Source organism: Streptomyces sp. NPDC086554 (assembly GCF_040686095.1).
Taxonomy (GTDB): domain Bacteria; phylum Actinomycetota; class Actinomycetes; order Streptomycetales; family Streptomycetaceae; genus Streptomyces.
In genome coordinates this window covers 1-15767 of sequence record NZ_JBFBJK010000005.1, presented here as the reverse complement: position 1 = coordinate 15767, position 15767 = coordinate 1, and the positions used below count along the sequence as shown (strand labels likewise).

The following is a 15767-nucleotide window of genomic DNA, read 5'->3' as shown; positions in this document are numbered from 1 at the left end:
CCGGGCGCAGCCGATCCGCCGTACGAAAAAGTACATAAACGTATCTTGAGCGACACATCGGGTATTCGCCTGTTACGGGGAGAAAGCGCGTGTCGTTGGGAGCATGGCGGCGTGACTCAAATCACCCACCGCAGCTCTTCGTTGCCGCCCCTGAAACCGCTGTTGGAGCGGGCGCGCGGCCGCTCACCCGGCCTTGCGACCTGCCTGTTCGGCGGGGCCGTCGCGGCCGGGCTCGGGCTCGGTTCGTGTGCCGTCCTGGTGATGGTGCTGTGGATCAGCTCGCCGTATCCGGACAGCGGCCCCAGTGGGGCTCTGCATGTCGCGGCCTCGCTCTGGCTGACCGCCCACGGCACGGAGCTGATCAGGACGGACACCTTCTCCGGGGTGCCCGCGCCGGTCGGTGTGACGCCGCTGCTCCTGGTGGTGCTTCCGGGCTGGCTCGTGCACCGGGCGGCGCGGGACGCGGCCGATCCGGAGGGGCGGGGGATGGCGGTGCGGACCGCGTGGTGCGGGGTGGTCGGCGGCTATCTGTTGGTGGGTACGGCGGCGACGCTGTACGCGGCGGGGGGTGAGCTGCGGCCGTCGTGGGTGAGCGCGGCGGTGCAGGTGCCGCTGGTGGCGGCCGTCGCGGGGGCGGTGGGCGTGTGGACGGCGCACGGGCGGCCGCAGCGGCCGTTGCCGGGCGTGGTGGCGCGTGCGGTGGGCGCCCTTCCCGAAGGGGTACGTCCCTTCTTCGTACGCCGATATCTGCTGGCCGTCACCCGGGCCGCGGCGGCGGGGACGCTGGCGCTCGTCGGCGGTGGGGCACTGCTCGTGGCGGTGTCGCTCGTGCTGCACGGAGGGTTGGTCCGGGAGTCGTTCGCGCAGGTCACGGACGTGTGGCCGGGGCGGTTCGCGGTGCTGCTCCTCGCGGTGGCGCTGGCGCCGAACGCGGCGGTGTGGGGTGCGGCGTACGGGCTCGGGCCCGGCTTCGCCCTTGGTACGGGGAGCGTGGCGGGGCCGCTGGCCGTGGGCGCGGGGCCGCTCCTTCCGCCGTTTCCGCTGCTGGCGGCGGTGCCGGCGGAGGGGCCGGGGTCGCCGCTGACGTGGGCGGCGGGGGCGGTGCCGGTGGCGGCGGGGTGTGCGGTCGCCTGGTTCACCGTGCGGGCGGCGGCGCCTGCGTACGGGGAGCGGGGCGAGGCGTGGTCGCTGGGGTGGACGGCGCTGGTCGCGGGGGCGGCGGCGGTGCTGTACGGGGTGGCTGTGGCGGTGCTCGCTGCCCTGGCGGGCGGGCCGATGGGGGTGGCTGTGCTGGCGGACTTCGGGCCGGTGTGGTGGCAGGCGGGGGGTGCGGCGGTGGCTTGGAGCGCGGGGATCGGGGTGCCGGGGGCGTTGGCCGTGCGGGCGTGGCGGTTGCGGGTGCGGAGGGCTGCGCCGCGGTGGGTTCGCCTGCCTCGCGTGCGGTTGCCGCAGCGCAGGGCCGCCCCTGCCCCGGAGGTCGCAGCTCCGCCGGCGGCGGAGTTCGAGCCGTACGACTTCCTGCCGGGCGGCGTCGACTGGCACGACGAGGCGGCCCGCGAGACACGGTGGGCGGCGCTGCGGGATGGGGGGGAGGGGTCTCCCCCTGCCCCTTGAGTCATCGACCCCCGGCAACTGGGTCTGTGCCCACCTGTCCCGCCCTGCGGAACGCCTGCCCACAGCGGGGGGGGGGAGAGAGAGAGGGCCGGTTGCCGGGAGGGGTTCAGTCCTGCTCGCCGAGCAGCGGCCGCAGCTCCTTCGGCAGGAGATCCTCGCAGGACTGCTTCGACGTGGTCGTCAGCGCGTCGTCCACGCACGTGTAGTAGTCCCGGTACACCAGCTGCGCGGCAAACGTCGCCGCCACCATCGCCAGCGCCAGCGAAGCCGTCACCAGACCGCTGATCGCCGCGGTCGTCTGCGGCTTCGTGCTCGTGCTCGCGGAGTCGGCGGGCTCCTGCTTGGCGGGAGCCGGAGCCGTCGGGTCCGGAGCCTTCGGCTTCGCCCGCAGCGAGCTGATACCCCAGTTCAGCGCCAATGCGCCAAGGAGCAGGGCGACGTACCGCCAGCCGAAGAGCGCGAAGAAGAAGGCCCACATGCCGGAGAGCAGGGCGTAGCGCGCGCGGCGCTGGGCCGGGTCGGTCGGGTCCCAGCGCATGCCACCGGAGCCGGAGCCGGAGCCGGAACCCGAGCCGGAAGGACCGTCGGGTCCTGACCCCTGCTGGCCGGGCCGCTCGCCGAAGCCGCCCTGGGAGCGGCCGGGCTGCCGGTCGCTCCACTGGCTGCCCCACGGGGAGTTCCCCTGGTCGGGAGCGTCACCGCCGTTGCCGGGGCGCGGCCGCCACGGCTGGTCGGGCGCACCCTCGGGCGGCGGCGCGAAGGGGTTGTCGTCCTTCTTCTCACCGGGGGAGTCCGACGACCCCGAAGAGCCCGAGGACCCCGACGAGTCCGAAGAGTCGGAGTCCTGGGAGTCCTGCGGCGGGGACGACGGGCGGCCGTCGCGCAGCAGCGTCGAGCCGCGCTCCCCTCCTTGCGTCAACCCGAACGCGAAGGACAGCGGGAGGCGGAGGCTACGGTCCGGCATCAGGTGTGCGTCTTCCCCTTGGTCGAGCGAGCTGTGTACGAGCTTCAGTAGCGGCATGGCGCCTTGGCACAGACGCTACCTCCCGGCCGCGCCCCCGTCCCGTGAGGGGCGCCTCCGTGTGCCGGTATCGTTGCTGACGGTCGGCCGCTTCGTAGAGTTCCCCGTATCGCGGGGCACGAAGCCTTTGTATGACCGTACAAAGCTGCCGTACGAAGCTGCCGTACAAAGCCGCCCTACAAAAGACGCACCTCCCGAGAAAGGGCCCCGCTGTGGCCAAGAGCCCTGTGGCCAAGCGCCTCGTCGTGCTGGTCTCCGGATCAGGCACGAATCTGCAGGCTCTGCTCGACAAGATCGCGACGGACGGGACGGCGGGCTACGGAGCCGAGATCGTCGCCGTCGGCGCCGACCGCGAGGGCATCGAGGGGCTCGAGCGCGCCGAGCGCGCCGGGATCCCCACGTTCGTGTGCCGGGTCAAGGACCACGCGACCCGTGACGCGTGGGACGCGGCGCTCGCCGAGGCCACGGCCGCCTACGAGCCCGACCTGGTCGTGTCGGCCGGGTTCATGAAGATCGTGGGGAAGGAATTCCTCGCACGGTTCGGCGGCCGGTTCGTGAACACGCACCCCGCCCTGCTGCCCAGCTTCCCCGGAGCCCACGGTGCGCGCGACGCGCTCGCGTACGGCGTGAAGGTCACGGGATGCACCGTCCACTTCGTCGACGACGGCGTCGACACCGGCCCGATCATCGCCCAGGGCGTGGTCCCGGTCGGGGATGAGGACGACGAGAGCGCTCTGCACGAGCGCATCAAGGAAGTCGAGCGAAGGCTGCTCGTCGATGTCGTGGGGCGTCTGGCCCGTAACGGCTACCGCATTGAGGGACGAAAGGTACTTATCCCGTGACCGCCGAAGGTACGCACGGTTCGCAGCGCCCGATCAAGCGCGCGCTCATCAGCGTCTATGACAAGACCGGGCTCGAAGAGCTCGCGCACGGGCTGCACACGGCCGGCGTCGAGCTCGTCTCGACCGGTTCGACCGCCGCGAAGATCGCCGCCGCCGGGGTGCCCGTCACCAAGGTCGAGGAGCTGACCGGCTTCCCCGAGTGCCTGGACGGCCGGGTCAAGACGCTGCACCCGCGCGTGCACGCCGGGATCCTCGCCGACCTGCGCCTTGAAGATCACCAGCGGCAGCTCGCCGACCTCGGCATCGAGCCGTTCCAGCTGGTCGTCGTGAACCTCTACCCCTTCAAGGCGACCGTCGCGTCGGGCGCGACGCCCGACGAGTGCGTCGAGCAGATCGACATCGGCGGCCCCTCGATGGTCCGCGCCGCCGCCAAGAACCACCCTTCGGTGTCGGTCATCACGAGCCCTTCCCGGTACGCCGACGTGCTCGCCGCGGTCCGTGACGGCGGTTTCGACCTGAGCGCGCGCAAGCGCCTCGCCGCCGAAGCGTTCCGGCACACCGCCGAGTACGACCTCGCGGTCGCCTCCTGGTTCGCGGAGGACTACGCCGCCGACGGCTCGCCGTTCCCCGAGTTCCTCGGCAGCGCCTACGGCCGCAAGAACGTCCTGCGCTACGGCGAGAACCCGCACCAGAACGCGGCCCTCTACGTCGACGGCAAGGGCGGCCTCGCCGAGGCCGAGCAGCTGCACGGCAAGGAGATGTCGTACAACAACTACACGGACACGGACGCCGCGCGCCGTGCCGCGTACGACCACGCCGACCCCTGCGTCGCGATCATCAAGCACGCCAACCCGTGCGGCATCGCGATCGGCGGGAACGTCGCCGAGGCGCACCGCAAGGCGCACGCCTGCGACCCGCTCTCCGCGTTCGGCGGTGTGATCGCCGTGAACCGCCCGGTCACCAAGGAGATGGCCGAGCAGGTCGCCGAGATCTTCACCGAGGTCATCGTCGCGCCCGAGTACGAGGACGGCGCACTCGAAGCCCTCACCAAGAAGAAGAACATCCGCGTCCTGCGCGCCCACCGGGCGCCGTCGAACGCGGTCGAGGTCAAGCAGATCGACGGCGGCGCGCTGCTCCAGGTCACCGACCGGCTGCAGGCCGACGGCGACAACCCGGCCAACTGGACGCTGGCCACCGGCGACGCCCTGAACCCGGGCGAGCTGGCCGAGCTGGAGTTCGCCTGGAAGGCGTCCCGCGCGGTGAAGTCCAACGCGATCCTGCTCGCCAAGGACGGCGCCTCGGTCGGCGTCGGCATGGGTCAGGTCAACCGCGTCGACTCCGCGAAGCTCGCCGTCGAGCGGGCGGGCGCCGAGCGCGCGCACGGCGCGTACGCCGCGTCCGACGCGTTCTTCCCGTTCCCCGACGGCCTGGAGATCCTCACCGACGCGGGCGTCAGGGCCGTGGTCCAGCCCGGCGGTTCGGTCCGTGACGAGCTGGTCATCGAGGCCGCGCGGAAGGCCGGAGTGACGATGTACTTCACGGGTACGCGGCACTTCTTCCACTGAGCCCGCTGAGCCCACTGAGCCCGCTGAGCCCGCTGAGCCCGCTCTGTTCTGAATGGTGGCCGCGCCCTTCCCCCAAGGGCGCGGCCACCGTCGGTCCGCAGGCGGCCAGTGTGTTCGCGTAGCGGGCGCGTCCCTCGCGGGACAGGCGTGCCGGGTAGTCCGGGTCGGCGTGGTCGTGGCCGCGCGCTGCCATGCAGAGCGCGATGTACAGATCGGCCGGCGCGACGCCCGGGTCGGCAGGGCGCGCGCCCTGCGGCCGTTGCGTGTCCCCCGTGGACGGCCCCGCGCACCCGGCCGCGGCGAGCATCGACAACGCCGCCGCGGCCGTGCACGCCAGCGTGAGCGTGCGCTTCATGTGGTGCTTCCCCCCTGCTGTGCTGTCCCCCTCGGCAGCACGTGACCCACCATGGCGGGGGCGAAGGATCGGGGGAACCTATGACTTCAGAGGGTCGGCCCCGCACTCCTCCACCCAGCGGTGCGAGAGGACCACGTAAGTCCCCGTCAGATTGCCCTGCTGGCCGACGGATGTGCAGCCGACCGGATCGTGCTCGTCGCGGTAGAGGTCCTTCCACCGGAACCGCCAGTCGCGGCCCACGTAGTACGCGACGTCATGGGCGGGCGAGTTCGCGTCGCCGTTGTTGAAGATCGACTGCACCTTCGTGGTGCGCGTCCACGGGCAGGTGCGGCCCCCGGCGAGCCAGTCGCGGTCGTCGCCCTCCCACGCGCACATCTCCCCGTTGCCGTACTTCTCACTGAAGAAGCAGACCGAGAGCTTCGGGCAGCGGTGATAGCCGTACGTGATCCGGTCCTCCCGCAGCGCCTCCGCGAGCCCCACCCCCAGCGCCGCGGCGGCCACCGCGGCCAGGGTCCCGATCACCACGGGCCGCCCCGGCCGCCGGACGCCGGGCCTGCGGTGGAACCGCCGCGAGGGCGTGACCCCCGCCGCCCGCTCGACCCGCCGCAGCAGCGTCCCCGTGTCGTGCGCGGCCCGCACGGCGTGCGTACGGGCCAGACAGTCCGTGATGATCTCCCGCCATTCCGGGGGCAGTTCGGGCGACAGACGCAGTTCGTCGTCGCCGCGCGCGTAGCGCACCGCGGCGTCCCTGCGGACCGGCGCCGTGCCGCCGGGCAGCGGAAAGGTCCCGGTCAGGACCTGGTGAGCGAGGACGCCGAAGGCCCAGATGTCGCCCGTCTCGCGGATCTGTCTGCCGCGCTCGCCGATCTCGGACCAGAGCAATTCCGGCGGCGTGTAGTCGGGCGTCGAGAAGGCGGGGGAGTAGGCGTGGGTGCCTTCCAGCTCGGCGGCCATGTTGAAGTCCGCGAGCCGGGCCGAACCGTCCTTCATCAGCAGGACGTTGGCGGGCTTCAGGTCGCCGTGCACCCAGCCCGAACGGTGCAGCTGCTCCAGGCCCGCGCAGACGTCGGTGAGCAGCGCGGGCCCGTTCGGCGGCGGCACCGGAGCGTCGAGCAGCCCGGCGAGCGAGCCCTCGGCCTTCTCCAGTACGAGGACGGTGGCGCCGTCGAGTTCGGGGTGCTCCGGGTCGTCGACCGTCAGCGTTTCGTACAGCCGGATCAGCCGCGGTCCGCGCAGCCGGCGCAGCAACTCGGCCTCGCGCTCGGCCAGTTCGCGCAGATGGCTGAGCTGGCGCGGGGTGCGCAGACCGGTGGGCAGGAACTTCAGGGCGGCCGTGCGGGGCAGCTCGTCGGCCGGGGCGGTGCGCCGCGCCTCGTAGACACTCCCGAAGGCGCCACTGGCCAGCGGCTCATGGACGACCCAGGGGCCGACGCGGTAGCCCTTCGGCACGTCGACGGCGTACGCACCGCTGCTCATCGGCGGATGCCTTCGCCGGTCGGCAGGAGGACCACCAGATCGTCTTCGCGTACGAGATCGAAGCGCAGCGCGAGCGAGACGATGGACTCCTTCTTGCCGTTGAGGCGCGGACCCGAATCCGCCCTGTCCGGGCCGGGTTTGAGGCGCAGCTTGATCGCCAGGTAGTCGATGTTCCACTGCACGGCGGCCCGGTTCGCCGACGGCCAGCAGGGCCGCAGCCGCTCCACGACCTGTTCGACGGTGGGCAGCGGCGCGTGCGGGGCGCCGCGCAGGCGTGGCTCGCACAGGGCGGCGAGCACCGCGAAGTACCGCTTGGCTCGGTCGACGGAGAAGGCGGGGTGGGTCGTCGCGCCGCCGAGCACCGCGCGGTCACCGGCCGGCAGGTAGTCGTGGCGGGGCGCCCACACATCGAAGTGCAGGAGCTCGCCCGCGGCGGGCAGCACGATCCGGGAGAACTCGAAGGGGACGGGGGCGTCCAGGCGGCCGGGGCCGACCTTGATGTGCTCGCCGGCGCCCTCGGGGTTCTCCACCACGTACGTCTGGCGGGCGCTCAGGTTGCTCAGTATCCAGAAGGCGCCGTGCGCGGTGATCTCACCGGCGGCGCGGGAGACTCCGTCGTGGTCGATGGGCAGGTCGTTGGCCTCGGCCGATCTGCCGAAAGTGAGCCTTTCGCCCGGGGCGAGGCGGAGTTGACCCCCGGCGTCCCGCGGCCCGTCCGCTGTCCGCGGCGGCACGACGATGATGCTGTACACGGCACGTCCCCCTCACGCCCGACCTGGTCAGAGTAGAGCGACAACCCACGGGCCGTGCCCCCCTCGTGAGGGTGACACGGCCCGTGGGTGTTGGTGCTGTGCGCGGTGGCCGCTCGCCTCAGTAGCGGGGGCGGGCGAACCAGGCGGTGCCGCTGGGGACGACCGGGGCGATCGTGATGATGACGGCGAAGGTCACCCAGATCAGCGGGCCGATGATCGCGGTCGCGAATCCGGAGTCGAGGCCGACGAAGAGGCCGATCAGACCGACGATGCCGCCGAGCGCGCCATAGATGACCGTGGTGATCCGGACGCCCTGGCCGCCGCGGCTGAACTTCACGCCGAGCGTGATGGACAGGGTCCCGAGGGCGGCTGCGATGAGAGCGGCGATGATCGCGATGCCGGCGACCGCGTCACCGGCGTCGCTCATGCCGCTGAGGCCCAGGTCCTCGCCGTTGTCGCCGGCGTCACTCGCGATCGCACCCAGGTAGAGGTAGACGATCGCCATGATGATCTGCACCGCGGAGATCAGGAACAGGAACACACGGGCCGTCACGAGGAGCCCGGGCATCGACTGCTGCATCGCGTTGCCGCCCGGGTAACCGGGGTACGCCGGCTGCTGCGGATAGCCGTAGCCCTGCTGCGGCGGGACGCCCGGAGGGGCCTGCTGGGGGTAGCCGTACCCGGGAGCGGCCGGGGGCTGCTGGGGCGGCTGCCCGTAAGGGTTGTTCGGGTCGCCGTAACTCATGGCGGTCTTCCTCCGTCGGGTAGTGCGGGGACGACGCGGCACATCACGGAGGAAGTTCTACAGATGCGGTCCGTCCCCCCGACACTGCCCGCGGCACTGTGCCGCATATCGTTCTTTAGCGCGGGCTTATTTGTCCAGCCGCATTCCGTATGTGTTGTGCAAGTGCAACAGAGCTGGTCAGGTCTCGGGACACAGCTGGGACACAGGCGGGGTGCGGGGGCGCCCTGATTGGTACCGGGCGGGCCTCATCCGGGAAGATGGGGTCATGACCGCCCAGATTCTCGATGGCAAGGCCACCGCAGCCGCGATCAAGTCCGATCTGACCGTCCGCGTGGCGGCCCTGAAGGAGAGGGGCTTCACACCCGGCCTCGGCACCGTCCTGGTGGGTGACGACCCGGGCAGCCAGAAGTACGTCGCGGGGAAGCACCGCGACTGTGCGCAGGTCGGCATCGCCTCCATCCAGCGTGAACTGCCCGCCACCGCGACGCAGGACGAGATCGAGGCCGTCGTCCGCGAGCTCAACGAGGACCCCGCGTGCACCGGGTACATCGTGCAGCTCCCGCTGCCCAAGGGCATCGACGAGAACCGCGTCCTCGAGCTGATGGACCCGTCCAAGGACGCCGACGGCCTGCACCCGATGAACCTCGGCCGCCTCGTCCTGAACGAGCCGGCCCCGCTGCCCTGCACGCCGAACGGCGTGATCACGCTCCTCCGCGAGCACGGCGTGGAGATCAACGGCGCCGAGGTCGTCGTCGTCGGCCGCGGTGTGACGATCGGCCGCTCGATGCCGCTGCTGCTCACCCGTCGCTCCGAGAACGCGACGGTGACGCAGTGCCACACCGGCACGCGTGACCTGGCCTACCACCTCAGGAAGGCCGACATCATCGTGGCCGCCGCGGGCGTCCCGCACCTGATCAAGGCCGAGGACGTGAAGCCGGGCGTCGCGATCCTGGACGTCGGCGTCTCGCGCGACGAGACCGGCAAGATCGTCGGCGATGTGCACCCCGACGTCCGCGAGGTCGCCGGGTGGATCTCGCCGAACCCGGGCGGCGTCGGCCCGATGACGCGGGCCCAGCTGCTCGTCAACGTCGTCGAGGCGGCCGAGCGCGCCGCCGCTGCCACGAGCTGACCGGGAAGAGAGCGAGCCCATGAGCGTAGGCGCGAAGGGCGGGAACGGAGCGGCGGCGTCGTCGTCCGGGCCGGACGACGCTGACGAGAGCGGGGCCGCGGAGTCCGCACCGGAGGACTTGGCGTCCGCACGGGAGGACTTGGCGTCCGCACCGAAGGCCGCCGAGTCCGAGCCGGGGGCCGGGGCGTCCGAACCGCAGACCGGGCCGCAGTCCGAGGGGCAGGCCGAGGGCCGGACCGAGGGGCACGTCAGCGCGGTCGGCCTGGATGGGCAGGCCGAGCGGACTTCGGGGCGCCCCGAGGCGCGGGGCGGGGCATCGGAGCCGCAGGCCGCAGGGCGGGCAGAGGGCCAGGTCGAGGGGCACGTCAGCGAGGCCGGGCTGGACGGGCAGGCCAAGCAGGCCTCGCGGCGCCCTGAGCCGCGGATCGAGGGGCGCGTCAGTGCGGCCGGTGCCGGTGGGCAGGGCAAGCGGGCCTCGCGGCGCTTCCCGCTCTTCACGCGCGACACCGCGCGGCCCGAGGGCGGCGGCCGCGCCGCGAGCGGTGACGCGCCCGCGCCCGCACGCCAGTGGCCGCTGCTCGCCGTGATCGCGACGGTGGCGATCGGGCTGCTGCTCACCGCACTCGACGTGTTCCGCGTCGGCACGATACTGATCGGCGTCGCGCTGATCGCGGGTGCCGTGCTGCGCTGGGCGCTCCCCGACGTCGGCATGCTGGCGGTGCGCTCGCGCTTCACGGACATGGTGACGTACGGCGTCCTTGGCGTCGCCATCGTGCTGCTCGCGCTGATGGCGCAGCCGAGGCCGTGGCTGGAGATCCCGTTCCTCAGCGACACGCTGCACCGCACGATCACCACCTGAGGCATCACAGGCATCACAGGCGTCACAGGCACTTAAGGCGCCGCAGGCGCACGCGGCGGCCCGCGCTCTCCCCCTCTGAGTGCGGGCCGCCGGTGTGTCCCGTACCGGAAACTACCGGCGGCGCGGCTGCCCTGTCGTCCCGTCACGGGTTGACGTTCGGCTGCGCCCCCCGCGGTACTCCGCCGGTTCCTGCAACTTTCGCTGTACCGCGGAAGTTTGACGTTCGGCCGCCCGCCCCGGAGCTACGCTGCGGCGATGCGGATCCGCCCTCTCGTCGCCGACGCGGCGATCGCGGTCGCCCTGACCACGGTCGCCGTACTGCTCGGGCAGGAGTCGGCACGCCAGGGGTGGCCCGAACTCGACGCACCGGGCTATGCGTTGGTCGCCCTCGCCAATGTTCCCGTCGTCTTCCGGAGCAGGGCGCCGCTCGCGGTCCTGCTTCTCGTCCACGGGGTGTGGATCGGGTACGTCACCGCCGGCTACTGGCCCGTGGTGAGCACCTTCGCGCCCATGCTCACCGTCTACACGGTCGCCTCGCTGCGGCCCGCCCGGGTCTCCGTGCCCTGCGCCGCGCTGATGAGCGCCGTCTGGATCTACGCGGGCCTGGTCAGCGACGGCGCGTCGATGGCGTCCGTCGTCGGGCAGGCCGTCGGATTCGCGCTGGTGATCTGGCGGTTCGGACATGTGGCGCGGCGGTCCGCCGAACTGGCCCGCCAGTTGAAGCGCGAGCAGGACGAGCGCGCGCGGCGCGAGGTCGCCGAGGAACGCGGGCGGATCGCACGGGAGTTGCACGACGTCGTCGCCCACCACATGTCGGTGATATCCGTGCAGGCGGGCCTCGCGAAGTTCGTCTTCGCCTCCGACCCGGCCACCGCGCACGCCGCGCTCTCCACCATCTCCGGCACCAGCGGCGAGGCGCTTGAGGAGTTGCGCCGGATGCTGCGGGTGCTGCGGGCGCAGGAGGACGGCGAGGAACCGCCCGACGCGCCGATGCCGGGGCTCGCGCGGCTCGGCGAGATGGTCGAGCGGGTGCGGGCGGCCGGGGGAGTCTCCGTCGAGCTGCGCATCGAGGGGACGCCGCGGCAGCTCGCGCCGGGCATCGAACTCTGCGCGTACCGCGTGGTCCAGGAGGCGCTGACCAACGTACTGAAACACGCTCGGGGCGCCGCCGTGGTCGTCGAACTCCGTTATCAGCGGCACCATGTGACGGTTTCGGTCACGGACGACGGGGAGGGGGTGATTCTGGACAGAGTGGGCGCGGGGAGCGGCCACGGCTTGATTGGGATGCGGGAGCGGGCCAAGCTCTACGGCGGGACGATCAGCATCGGCCCGCTGAGCGAGGGAGGGTTCGCCGTGCGGCTTACCCTGCCGACCTCCGCGCAGGCCGCATCGCAGGGGGACGACGCGACTTAAATGACCAGGGTTCTCGTCGTCGACGACCAGTTCCTCATCCGGGCAGGACTGGTGGGGCTGCTGCGTGCCGCGCCCGGCGTCGAAGTCGTCGGCGAGGCGGGCGACGGCGCCGAGGCCGTCGAACTCGCCGCGGAGACCCGCCCCGACGTCATCCTGATGGACATCCGCATGCCCGGCATGAGCGGCATCGTGGCCACCGAGAAGATCCTCGCCGAGGCACCCGAACCGGCCCCGCGCGTCCTGGTGTTGACCACCTTCGATCTCGACGAGTACGTGTACGGGGCGCTGCGCGCGGGAGCCTCCGGGTTCCTGCTCAAGGACTCGGGGCCCGAGCGGCTGCTCGCCGCGGTGGCCGCGGTCGGCGGCGGCGACGCGCTGTTCGCGCCCAGCGTCACCTGCCGCCTCGTCGAGGCGTTCGCCCGGCAGTCCCGCGCGGACGACGCGTCGTCCCAACCGCCGCCGGATCTGGAGGCGTTGACGCTGCGCGAGGTCGAGGTCCTGAAGCTGATCGCGCGCGGCCTTTCCAACGCGGACATCGCCGACCGCCTCTACATCAGCGAGGCCACCGTCAAGACCCACCTCAACCGCACGATGAGCAAGCTCGACCTCGACAGCAGGGCGCAGGCCGTGGTGGTGGCGTACGAGACGGGACTCGTCACGCCGGGCGGCGGCCGCTGAATCCCGTACCGCTGAGCCCGGACGCACGCGTGAAGCGGCGCCCGTCCTCTCCCCCGATGAGGGCGGGCGCCGCTGTGGTGGTGTGGGACTGCCGTGGTATCAGCGGCAGTTGACCCACTTGTTGGAGAGGATCTTGAGCTTGTGGGACGAGTTGCCCTTCTCGCCACGCGGCTGGGTCCCGATGTACTTCGTGTAGTTCTTGCCCGCGTACACCGCCACGTCGCACTTGCGGCCGTTGTTGTAGCCCGACCAGGAGCCGCCCGCGAACACGGCGAACCTGGACAGGTCCTTGTTGTTGTACTGGACCTTCTGCATCCGCCCGGTGAAGTTCTTCCCGGACCAGACGCACAGCCAGCCCTTGGGACAGGCCGACGCGCCCTTCGCCTCGACACCGGCGGAAGCCGCGGTGCCCCCGCTGCTCGCCATCGCCACGCCGCTCGCGGAGCCGCCCATGAGGGCGAGCGAGGCGATGCCGATGCCGACGGTCCTGCGCGTTGCCGTGATGTTCATGTCTTCCCCCGAAGATTCACGGTGATTCACGGTGATCTGGAGGGCGGCGCGGGGTGGACCGCGCCGCCCGTTGTGCACTGATGACGATGCGGGACGGCGGGTGCGGACCGCCAGATCTGCCGGGACGATCAGGCACGCGCGGGACGTCCCGGGCGCTGACCTGCGCGTCCCTGGCGCGTGGGACGGCTTGGGCGGGACGGCTCGGACCGGCCGGATTCCACAGGACGCAGGAACTGCCGCCGAGCGTTCGGGCATCCTCTACTTCAGGGACTGAAGGACATGGGGTGGAACATGTCTCGATGGAAGGAGCTGCCCGACTCGCTTGACCCGCGGGTACGGCAGTTCGTCGTAAGGCTGCGCAGGCTCAAGGACCACAGCGGTCTGGGCCTTGCGGCGTTGGCGTCCCGGACGGGGTACAGCCGTTCGTCCTGGGACAGGTATCTCAACGGCAGGTCACTGCCTCCTGCGGAGGCGGTCGAGGCGCTCGCGCGGGCCTGCGACAGCGAACCGGCGCCGCTCCTGGCGCTGCGCGAAGTGGCCGCGGAGGGCTGGGAGTCGGACGCCGACACGGGCGCCGCGGTGGGGGAGACCGCCCCGGCCGCGTCGGGCGCGGCGGTCGCGCGCCGCCCGGTCCCCTGGCTCGCGATCGTGCTGTCGAGCGTGTGCACGGCGCTGTTGATGCTGGCGGTGTTCGCGCTGCTCGCGCCCTGGGAGAAGGAGAGCGAGGACAAGGGGGACGACAGACCGTTCACGGGTGAAGCCCACCCGGAATTCGGCGAGTTCGAGTACAAGCCGGGCAAGACCTACGAGTGCGAGGTGCGGCGCGACGACGACGGTCGGCTGTACGCGGGCTACAGCCGCACGCGCACGGAACTGATCGAGCGGTTGTCCACCCGGTGGTCCGTGGTGGAGGCGCAGTGCCTCCTTGAGCACCGCGAGGCATCGCCCGGAGTCGCCGACGGCGCGTTCGGCAACAACACCGAGCGCGCGGTGAAGCGGATCCAGGACAAGGCGAACATCGCTGTCGACGGCAAGATCGGCCCCGACACGTGGAAGGTGCTGCGCAAGTGACCAGGCAGGAACCGCCGTTGGAGTGTGTACGTCTCGCCGAGGCGCTCCGCGAACTGCGGGCCGCCGCGGGGTTGAGCCTGGCCGCGCTCGCGGCGAAGACGCCGTACAGCAAGTCGTCGTGGGAGCGCTACCTCAACGGCAAGACGCTGCCGCCCCGGCAGGCCGTCGAGGAGCTGTGCACCCTCGTGGGGGAGCGGCAGGACCGGCCGCTCGCCTTGTGGGGCCTCGCGGAGTCCGCGTGGAGCGGCCGCGCGGGCGTGGGCGCGGCGGGGCCCGGCGGAGCGCGGCGCGAGGAGCCGCGTGACGTGGCCGACGCGCCCCCGCCGGAGGCAGCCGGGGAGCCGGCTCCTGCCGAGCGCGGGCGCTGGCGGTCCACCGGGTTCCTCGCCGGGGCGCTCGGCGGTCTCGCCGCCGTCGCGGCCGGGGTGCTCCTGGTCGTCTGGGGCTTCGGCGGCAGTGGCACCGACGCGGAGGGCGCGCCGACCACCGCCAACTCGGGGCCTGCGCCCGGCTGTTCTGGCGACTCCTGCACCGGCAAGGACGCGGAGGCCACCCGCTGCTCGGGTGCGGCGAACCCGCCCGGCACGCTGGCCGAGCACCGCTTCGGCGGCGGCACGGTCGTCAAGGTGCGGCGCTCCGTGGAGTGCGGGGCGGTGTGGGCCCGGATCGACCGGGGGCGGGTGGGCGACCGGGTCGAGATCGTCGCGCCGGGCATCGGCACCCAGCAGGCCGAGGTGCGGGACCGGTTCGACGAGGAGGGTTCGCTGTCGACGCCGATGGCCACCGCGCGCCGTGCCGCGCTGCCGGACGTGCGGGGCTGCCTGGTGCGGGGCGGTGAGCGGCAGTGCTTCGGGGTGGCTGACGAGTAGGGCCCGGTCACGCTGACAAGCAGGACCCGGGAAACAAGACGGCGCCCGTCCTCTCCCCCGTGGGAGGACGGGCGCCGCCGGTCTGTGGGGGCCGCTTTCAACGAGTTCCAGCGTCATGCCCGCGCCAATTGCGTTCAAGGGATGCCTTGCCCCTGTGGCACGGAGGTGACCATTCCGCAATGGTGTGCGAAGCCCGCAACAGGTGCTGACGGGTGCGGAGGGAACCAATTCGGGCCGTACGACCGTCATGTGGGCAAACTGGGCACATGCTGGGGGTGAAGCATGAGTGCTGCCTGGCGGCCGCTGCCGGAGGGACTTCCCCCGGAAGTGCGGCACTTCGTGGAACAGCTGAGGCTGCTCAAGGACCGCACCGGCCTGAGCCTGGTCGCGCTCGGAAAGGAGACCGCGTACAGCAAATCCTCCTGGCAGCGTTACCTCAACGCACAGCAGCCCCCGCCCCGCCAGGCGGTCACGGCGCTGTGCAGGGTGGCGCAGGAAGACAGCGAACGGTTCTGTGCGCGCTGGGAGTTGGCGGTCCGCGTGTGGCCGCGGGGCGGGGCGGGGGGAGCGGATTCAGCCCCGCGCGTCGTACTGAGCAAGGCGGGCGAGCACGCGAAGGACGGCGGGCGAAGAGCGCGGCCCTCCGCCCGGCGGAGCGGGCCACGGCGGCCGTCGCGCAAGCGCCCGGCATGGACGTGGCGCTCCATCGCCGGTCTCACCGCGCTCCTCATCCTCATGGCACTGCTGGAAGGCCTGCTGAGGAATCTCATGGGCTAGGGCCTGTCCGATGGGTCAGGCCGGTCTTCGCGCCGGGTGCCGGTTCAGCAGGGCCGAGCGGGCCCTGGTGCGTGCAGCTGCAAGGCGGAGG

General features: G+C 72.1%; 16 protein-coding genes. 10 read left to right on the top strand and 6 right to left on the bottom strand.

From position 1 onward, the window contains the following. Positions 1-111: 111 nt before the first annotated feature. Positions 112-1614 (top strand): DUF6350 family protein, encoded by a 1503-nt coding sequence (locus AB0O76_RS09500; RefSeq protein WP_365487148.1) that lies wholly within the window; start codon positions 112-114, stop codon positions 1612-1614. Positions 1615-1720: 106 nt separating this feature from the next. Here the strand turns inward: AB0O76_RS09500 and AB0O76_RS09495 are convergent, their stop codons facing one another. Beyond that, entirely contained in the window at positions 1721-2578 is an 858-nt protein-coding gene (locus AB0O76_RS09495; protein WP_365487146.1) for a hypothetical protein, read from the bottom strand. Between the two features lie 269 nt (positions 2579-2847). Between AB0O76_RS09495 and purN the strand changes: the two genes are divergently transcribed. Beyond that, positions 2848-3477: a phosphoribosylglycinamide formyltransferase gene (gene purN, locus AB0O76_RS09490; RefSeq protein ID WP_365487144.1), complete on the top strand. Its 630-nt coding sequence runs from the start codon at positions 2848-2850 to the stop codon at positions 3475-3477. Further along, positions 3474-5042 (top strand): bifunctional phosphoribosylaminoimidazolecarboxamide formyltransferase/IMP cyclohydrolase, encoded by a 1569-nt coding sequence (purH, locus tag AB0O76_RS09485; RefSeq protein WP_365487142.1) that lies wholly within the window; start codon positions 3474-3476, stop codon positions 5040-5042. Before purN ends, purH begins: the two co-directional genes overlap by 4 nt. Here the strand turns inward: purH and AB0O76_RS09480 are convergent. The 4 genes from AB0O76_RS09480 to AB0O76_RS09465 all read right to left on the bottom strand — a co-directional run bounded on the left by AB0O76_RS09480 (position 5014) and on the right by AB0O76_RS09465 (position 8370). After that, positions 5014-5397: a hypothetical protein gene (locus AB0O76_RS09480; RefSeq protein ID WP_365487140.1), complete on the bottom strand. Its 384-nt coding sequence runs from the start codon at positions 5395-5397 to the stop codon at positions 5014-5016. The two genes, purH and AB0O76_RS09480, sit on opposite strands and share 29 nt — an antisense overlap. A 78-nt stretch (positions 5398-5475) precedes the next feature. Beyond that, entirely contained in the window at positions 5476-6873 is a 1398-nt protein-coding gene (locus AB0O76_RS09475) for a protein kinase (RefSeq protein WP_365487138.1), read from the bottom strand. Beyond that, a complete protein-coding gene (locus AB0O76_RS09470) occupies positions 6870-7625 on the bottom strand; it encodes an FHA domain-containing protein (protein WP_365487136.1) in 756 nt (251 codons plus the stop codon). Before AB0O76_RS09470 ends, AB0O76_RS09475 begins: the two co-directional genes overlap by 4 nt. Before the next feature lie 118 nt (positions 7626-7743). Beyond that, positions 7744-8370 (bottom strand): hypothetical protein, encoded by a 627-nt coding sequence (locus tag AB0O76_RS09465; protein ID WP_365487134.1) that lies wholly within the window; start codon positions 8368-8370, stop codon positions 7744-7746. 265 nt (positions 8371-8635) lie between these two features. On the opposite strand from AB0O76_RS09465, the gene AB0O76_RS09460 reads away from it, so the two are divergent. The 4 genes from AB0O76_RS09460 to AB0O76_RS09445 all read left to right on the top strand — a co-directional run bounded on the left by AB0O76_RS09460 (position 8636) and on the right by AB0O76_RS09445 (position 12449). Beyond that, entirely contained in the window at positions 8636-9499 is an 864-nt protein-coding gene (locus AB0O76_RS09460; RefSeq protein WP_365487132.1) for a bifunctional methylenetetrahydrofolate dehydrogenase/methenyltetrahydrofolate cyclohydrolase, read from the top strand. 379 nt (positions 9500-9878) lie between these two features. Next, positions 9879-10358 (top strand): DUF3017 domain-containing protein, encoded by a 480-nt coding sequence (locus tag AB0O76_RS09455; RefSeq protein ID WP_365488047.1) that lies wholly within the window; start codon positions 9879-9881, stop codon positions 10356-10358. A 255-nt stretch (positions 10359-10613) separates the two neighbouring features. After that, entirely contained in the window at positions 10614-11771 is a 1158-nt protein-coding gene (locus AB0O76_RS09450) for a sensor histidine kinase (RefSeq protein ID WP_365487130.1), read from the top strand. Further along, positions 11772-12449 carry a response regulator transcription factor gene (locus AB0O76_RS09445; RefSeq protein WP_365487128.1) on the top strand — a complete coding sequence of 226 codons (678 nt, stop codon included), beginning with the start codon at positions 11772-11774 and terminating at the stop codon, positions 12447-12449. It begins immediately after the preceding gene. Between the two features lie 99 nt (positions 12450-12548). Here AB0O76_RS09445 and AB0O76_RS09440 read toward each other — a convergent pair whose 3' ends face one another. Then, positions 12549-12959, bottom strand: coding sequence for a peptidase inhibitor family I36 protein (locus AB0O76_RS09440; protein ID WP_365487126.1), 411 nt, complete (start codon positions 12957-12959; stop codon positions 12549-12551). A gap of 291 nt (positions 12960-13250) precedes the next feature. Here AB0O76_RS09440 and AB0O76_RS09435 point away from each other — a divergent pair, with 291 nt between their 5' ends. From AB0O76_RS09435 to AB0O76_RS09425, 3 genes are all read left to right on the top strand, one after another. Further along, positions 13251-14030 carry a helix-turn-helix domain-containing protein gene (locus AB0O76_RS09435; protein WP_365487124.1) on the top strand — a complete coding sequence of 260 codons (780 nt, stop codon included), beginning with the start codon at positions 13251-13253 and terminating at the stop codon, positions 14028-14030. Beyond that, positions 14027-14899 (top strand): helix-turn-helix domain-containing protein, encoded by an 873-nt coding sequence (locus tag AB0O76_RS09430; protein ID WP_365487122.1) that lies wholly within the window; start codon positions 14027-14029, stop codon positions 14897-14899. The genes AB0O76_RS09435 and AB0O76_RS09430 overlap by 4 nt, the downstream gene beginning before the upstream one ends. 282 nt (positions 14900-15181) lie before the next feature. After that, positions 15182-15676: a helix-turn-helix transcriptional regulator gene (locus AB0O76_RS09425; protein ID WP_365487120.1), complete on the top strand. Its 495-nt coding sequence runs from the start codon at positions 15182-15184 to the stop codon at positions 15674-15676. The last annotated feature ends 91 nt before the right edge of the window (positions 15677-15767 follow it).

Excerpts from the sequence above, each read along its gene's own strand:
- AB0O76_RS09495 (WP_365487146.1), bottom strand. The coding sequence starts at position 2,578 with ATGCCGGACCGTAGCCTCCGCCTCCCGCTGTCCTTCGCGTTCGGGTTG.
- AB0O76_RS09480 (WP_365487140.1), bottom strand. The coding sequence starts at position 5,397 with ATGAAGCGCACGCTCACGCTGGCGTGCACGGCCGCGGCGGCGTTGTCG.
- AB0O76_RS09475 (WP_365487138.1), bottom strand. The coding sequence starts at position 6,873 with ATGAGCAGCGGTGCGTACGCCGTCGACGTGCCGAAGGGCTACCGCGTC.
- AB0O76_RS09465 (WP_365487134.1), bottom strand. The coding sequence starts at position 8,370 with ATGAGTTACGGCGACCCGAACAACCCTTACGGGCAGCCGCCCCAGCAG.
- AB0O76_RS09460 (WP_365487132.1), top strand. The coding sequence starts at position 8,636 with ATGACCGCCCAGATTCTCGATGGCAAGGCCACCGCAGCCGCGATCAAG.
- AB0O76_RS09450 (WP_365487130.1), top strand. The coding sequence starts at position 10,614 with ATGCGGATCCGCCCTCTCGTCGCCGACGCGGCGATCGCGGTCGCCCTG.
- AB0O76_RS09445 (WP_365487128.1), top strand. The coding sequence starts at position 11,772 with ATGACCAGGGTTCTCGTCGTCGACGACCAGTTCCTCATCCGGGCAGGA.
- AB0O76_RS09440 (WP_365487126.1), bottom strand. The coding sequence starts at position 12,959 with ATGAACATCACGGCAACGCGCAGGACCGTCGGCATCGGCATCGCCTCG.
- AB0O76_RS09435 (WP_365487124.1), top strand. The coding sequence starts at position 13,251 with ATGTCTCGATGGAAGGAGCTGCCCGACTCGCTTGACCCGCGGGTACGG.
- AB0O76_RS09425 (WP_365487120.1), top strand. The coding sequence starts at position 15,182 with ATGAGTGCTGCCTGGCGGCCGCTGCCGGAGGGACTTCCCCCGGAAGTG.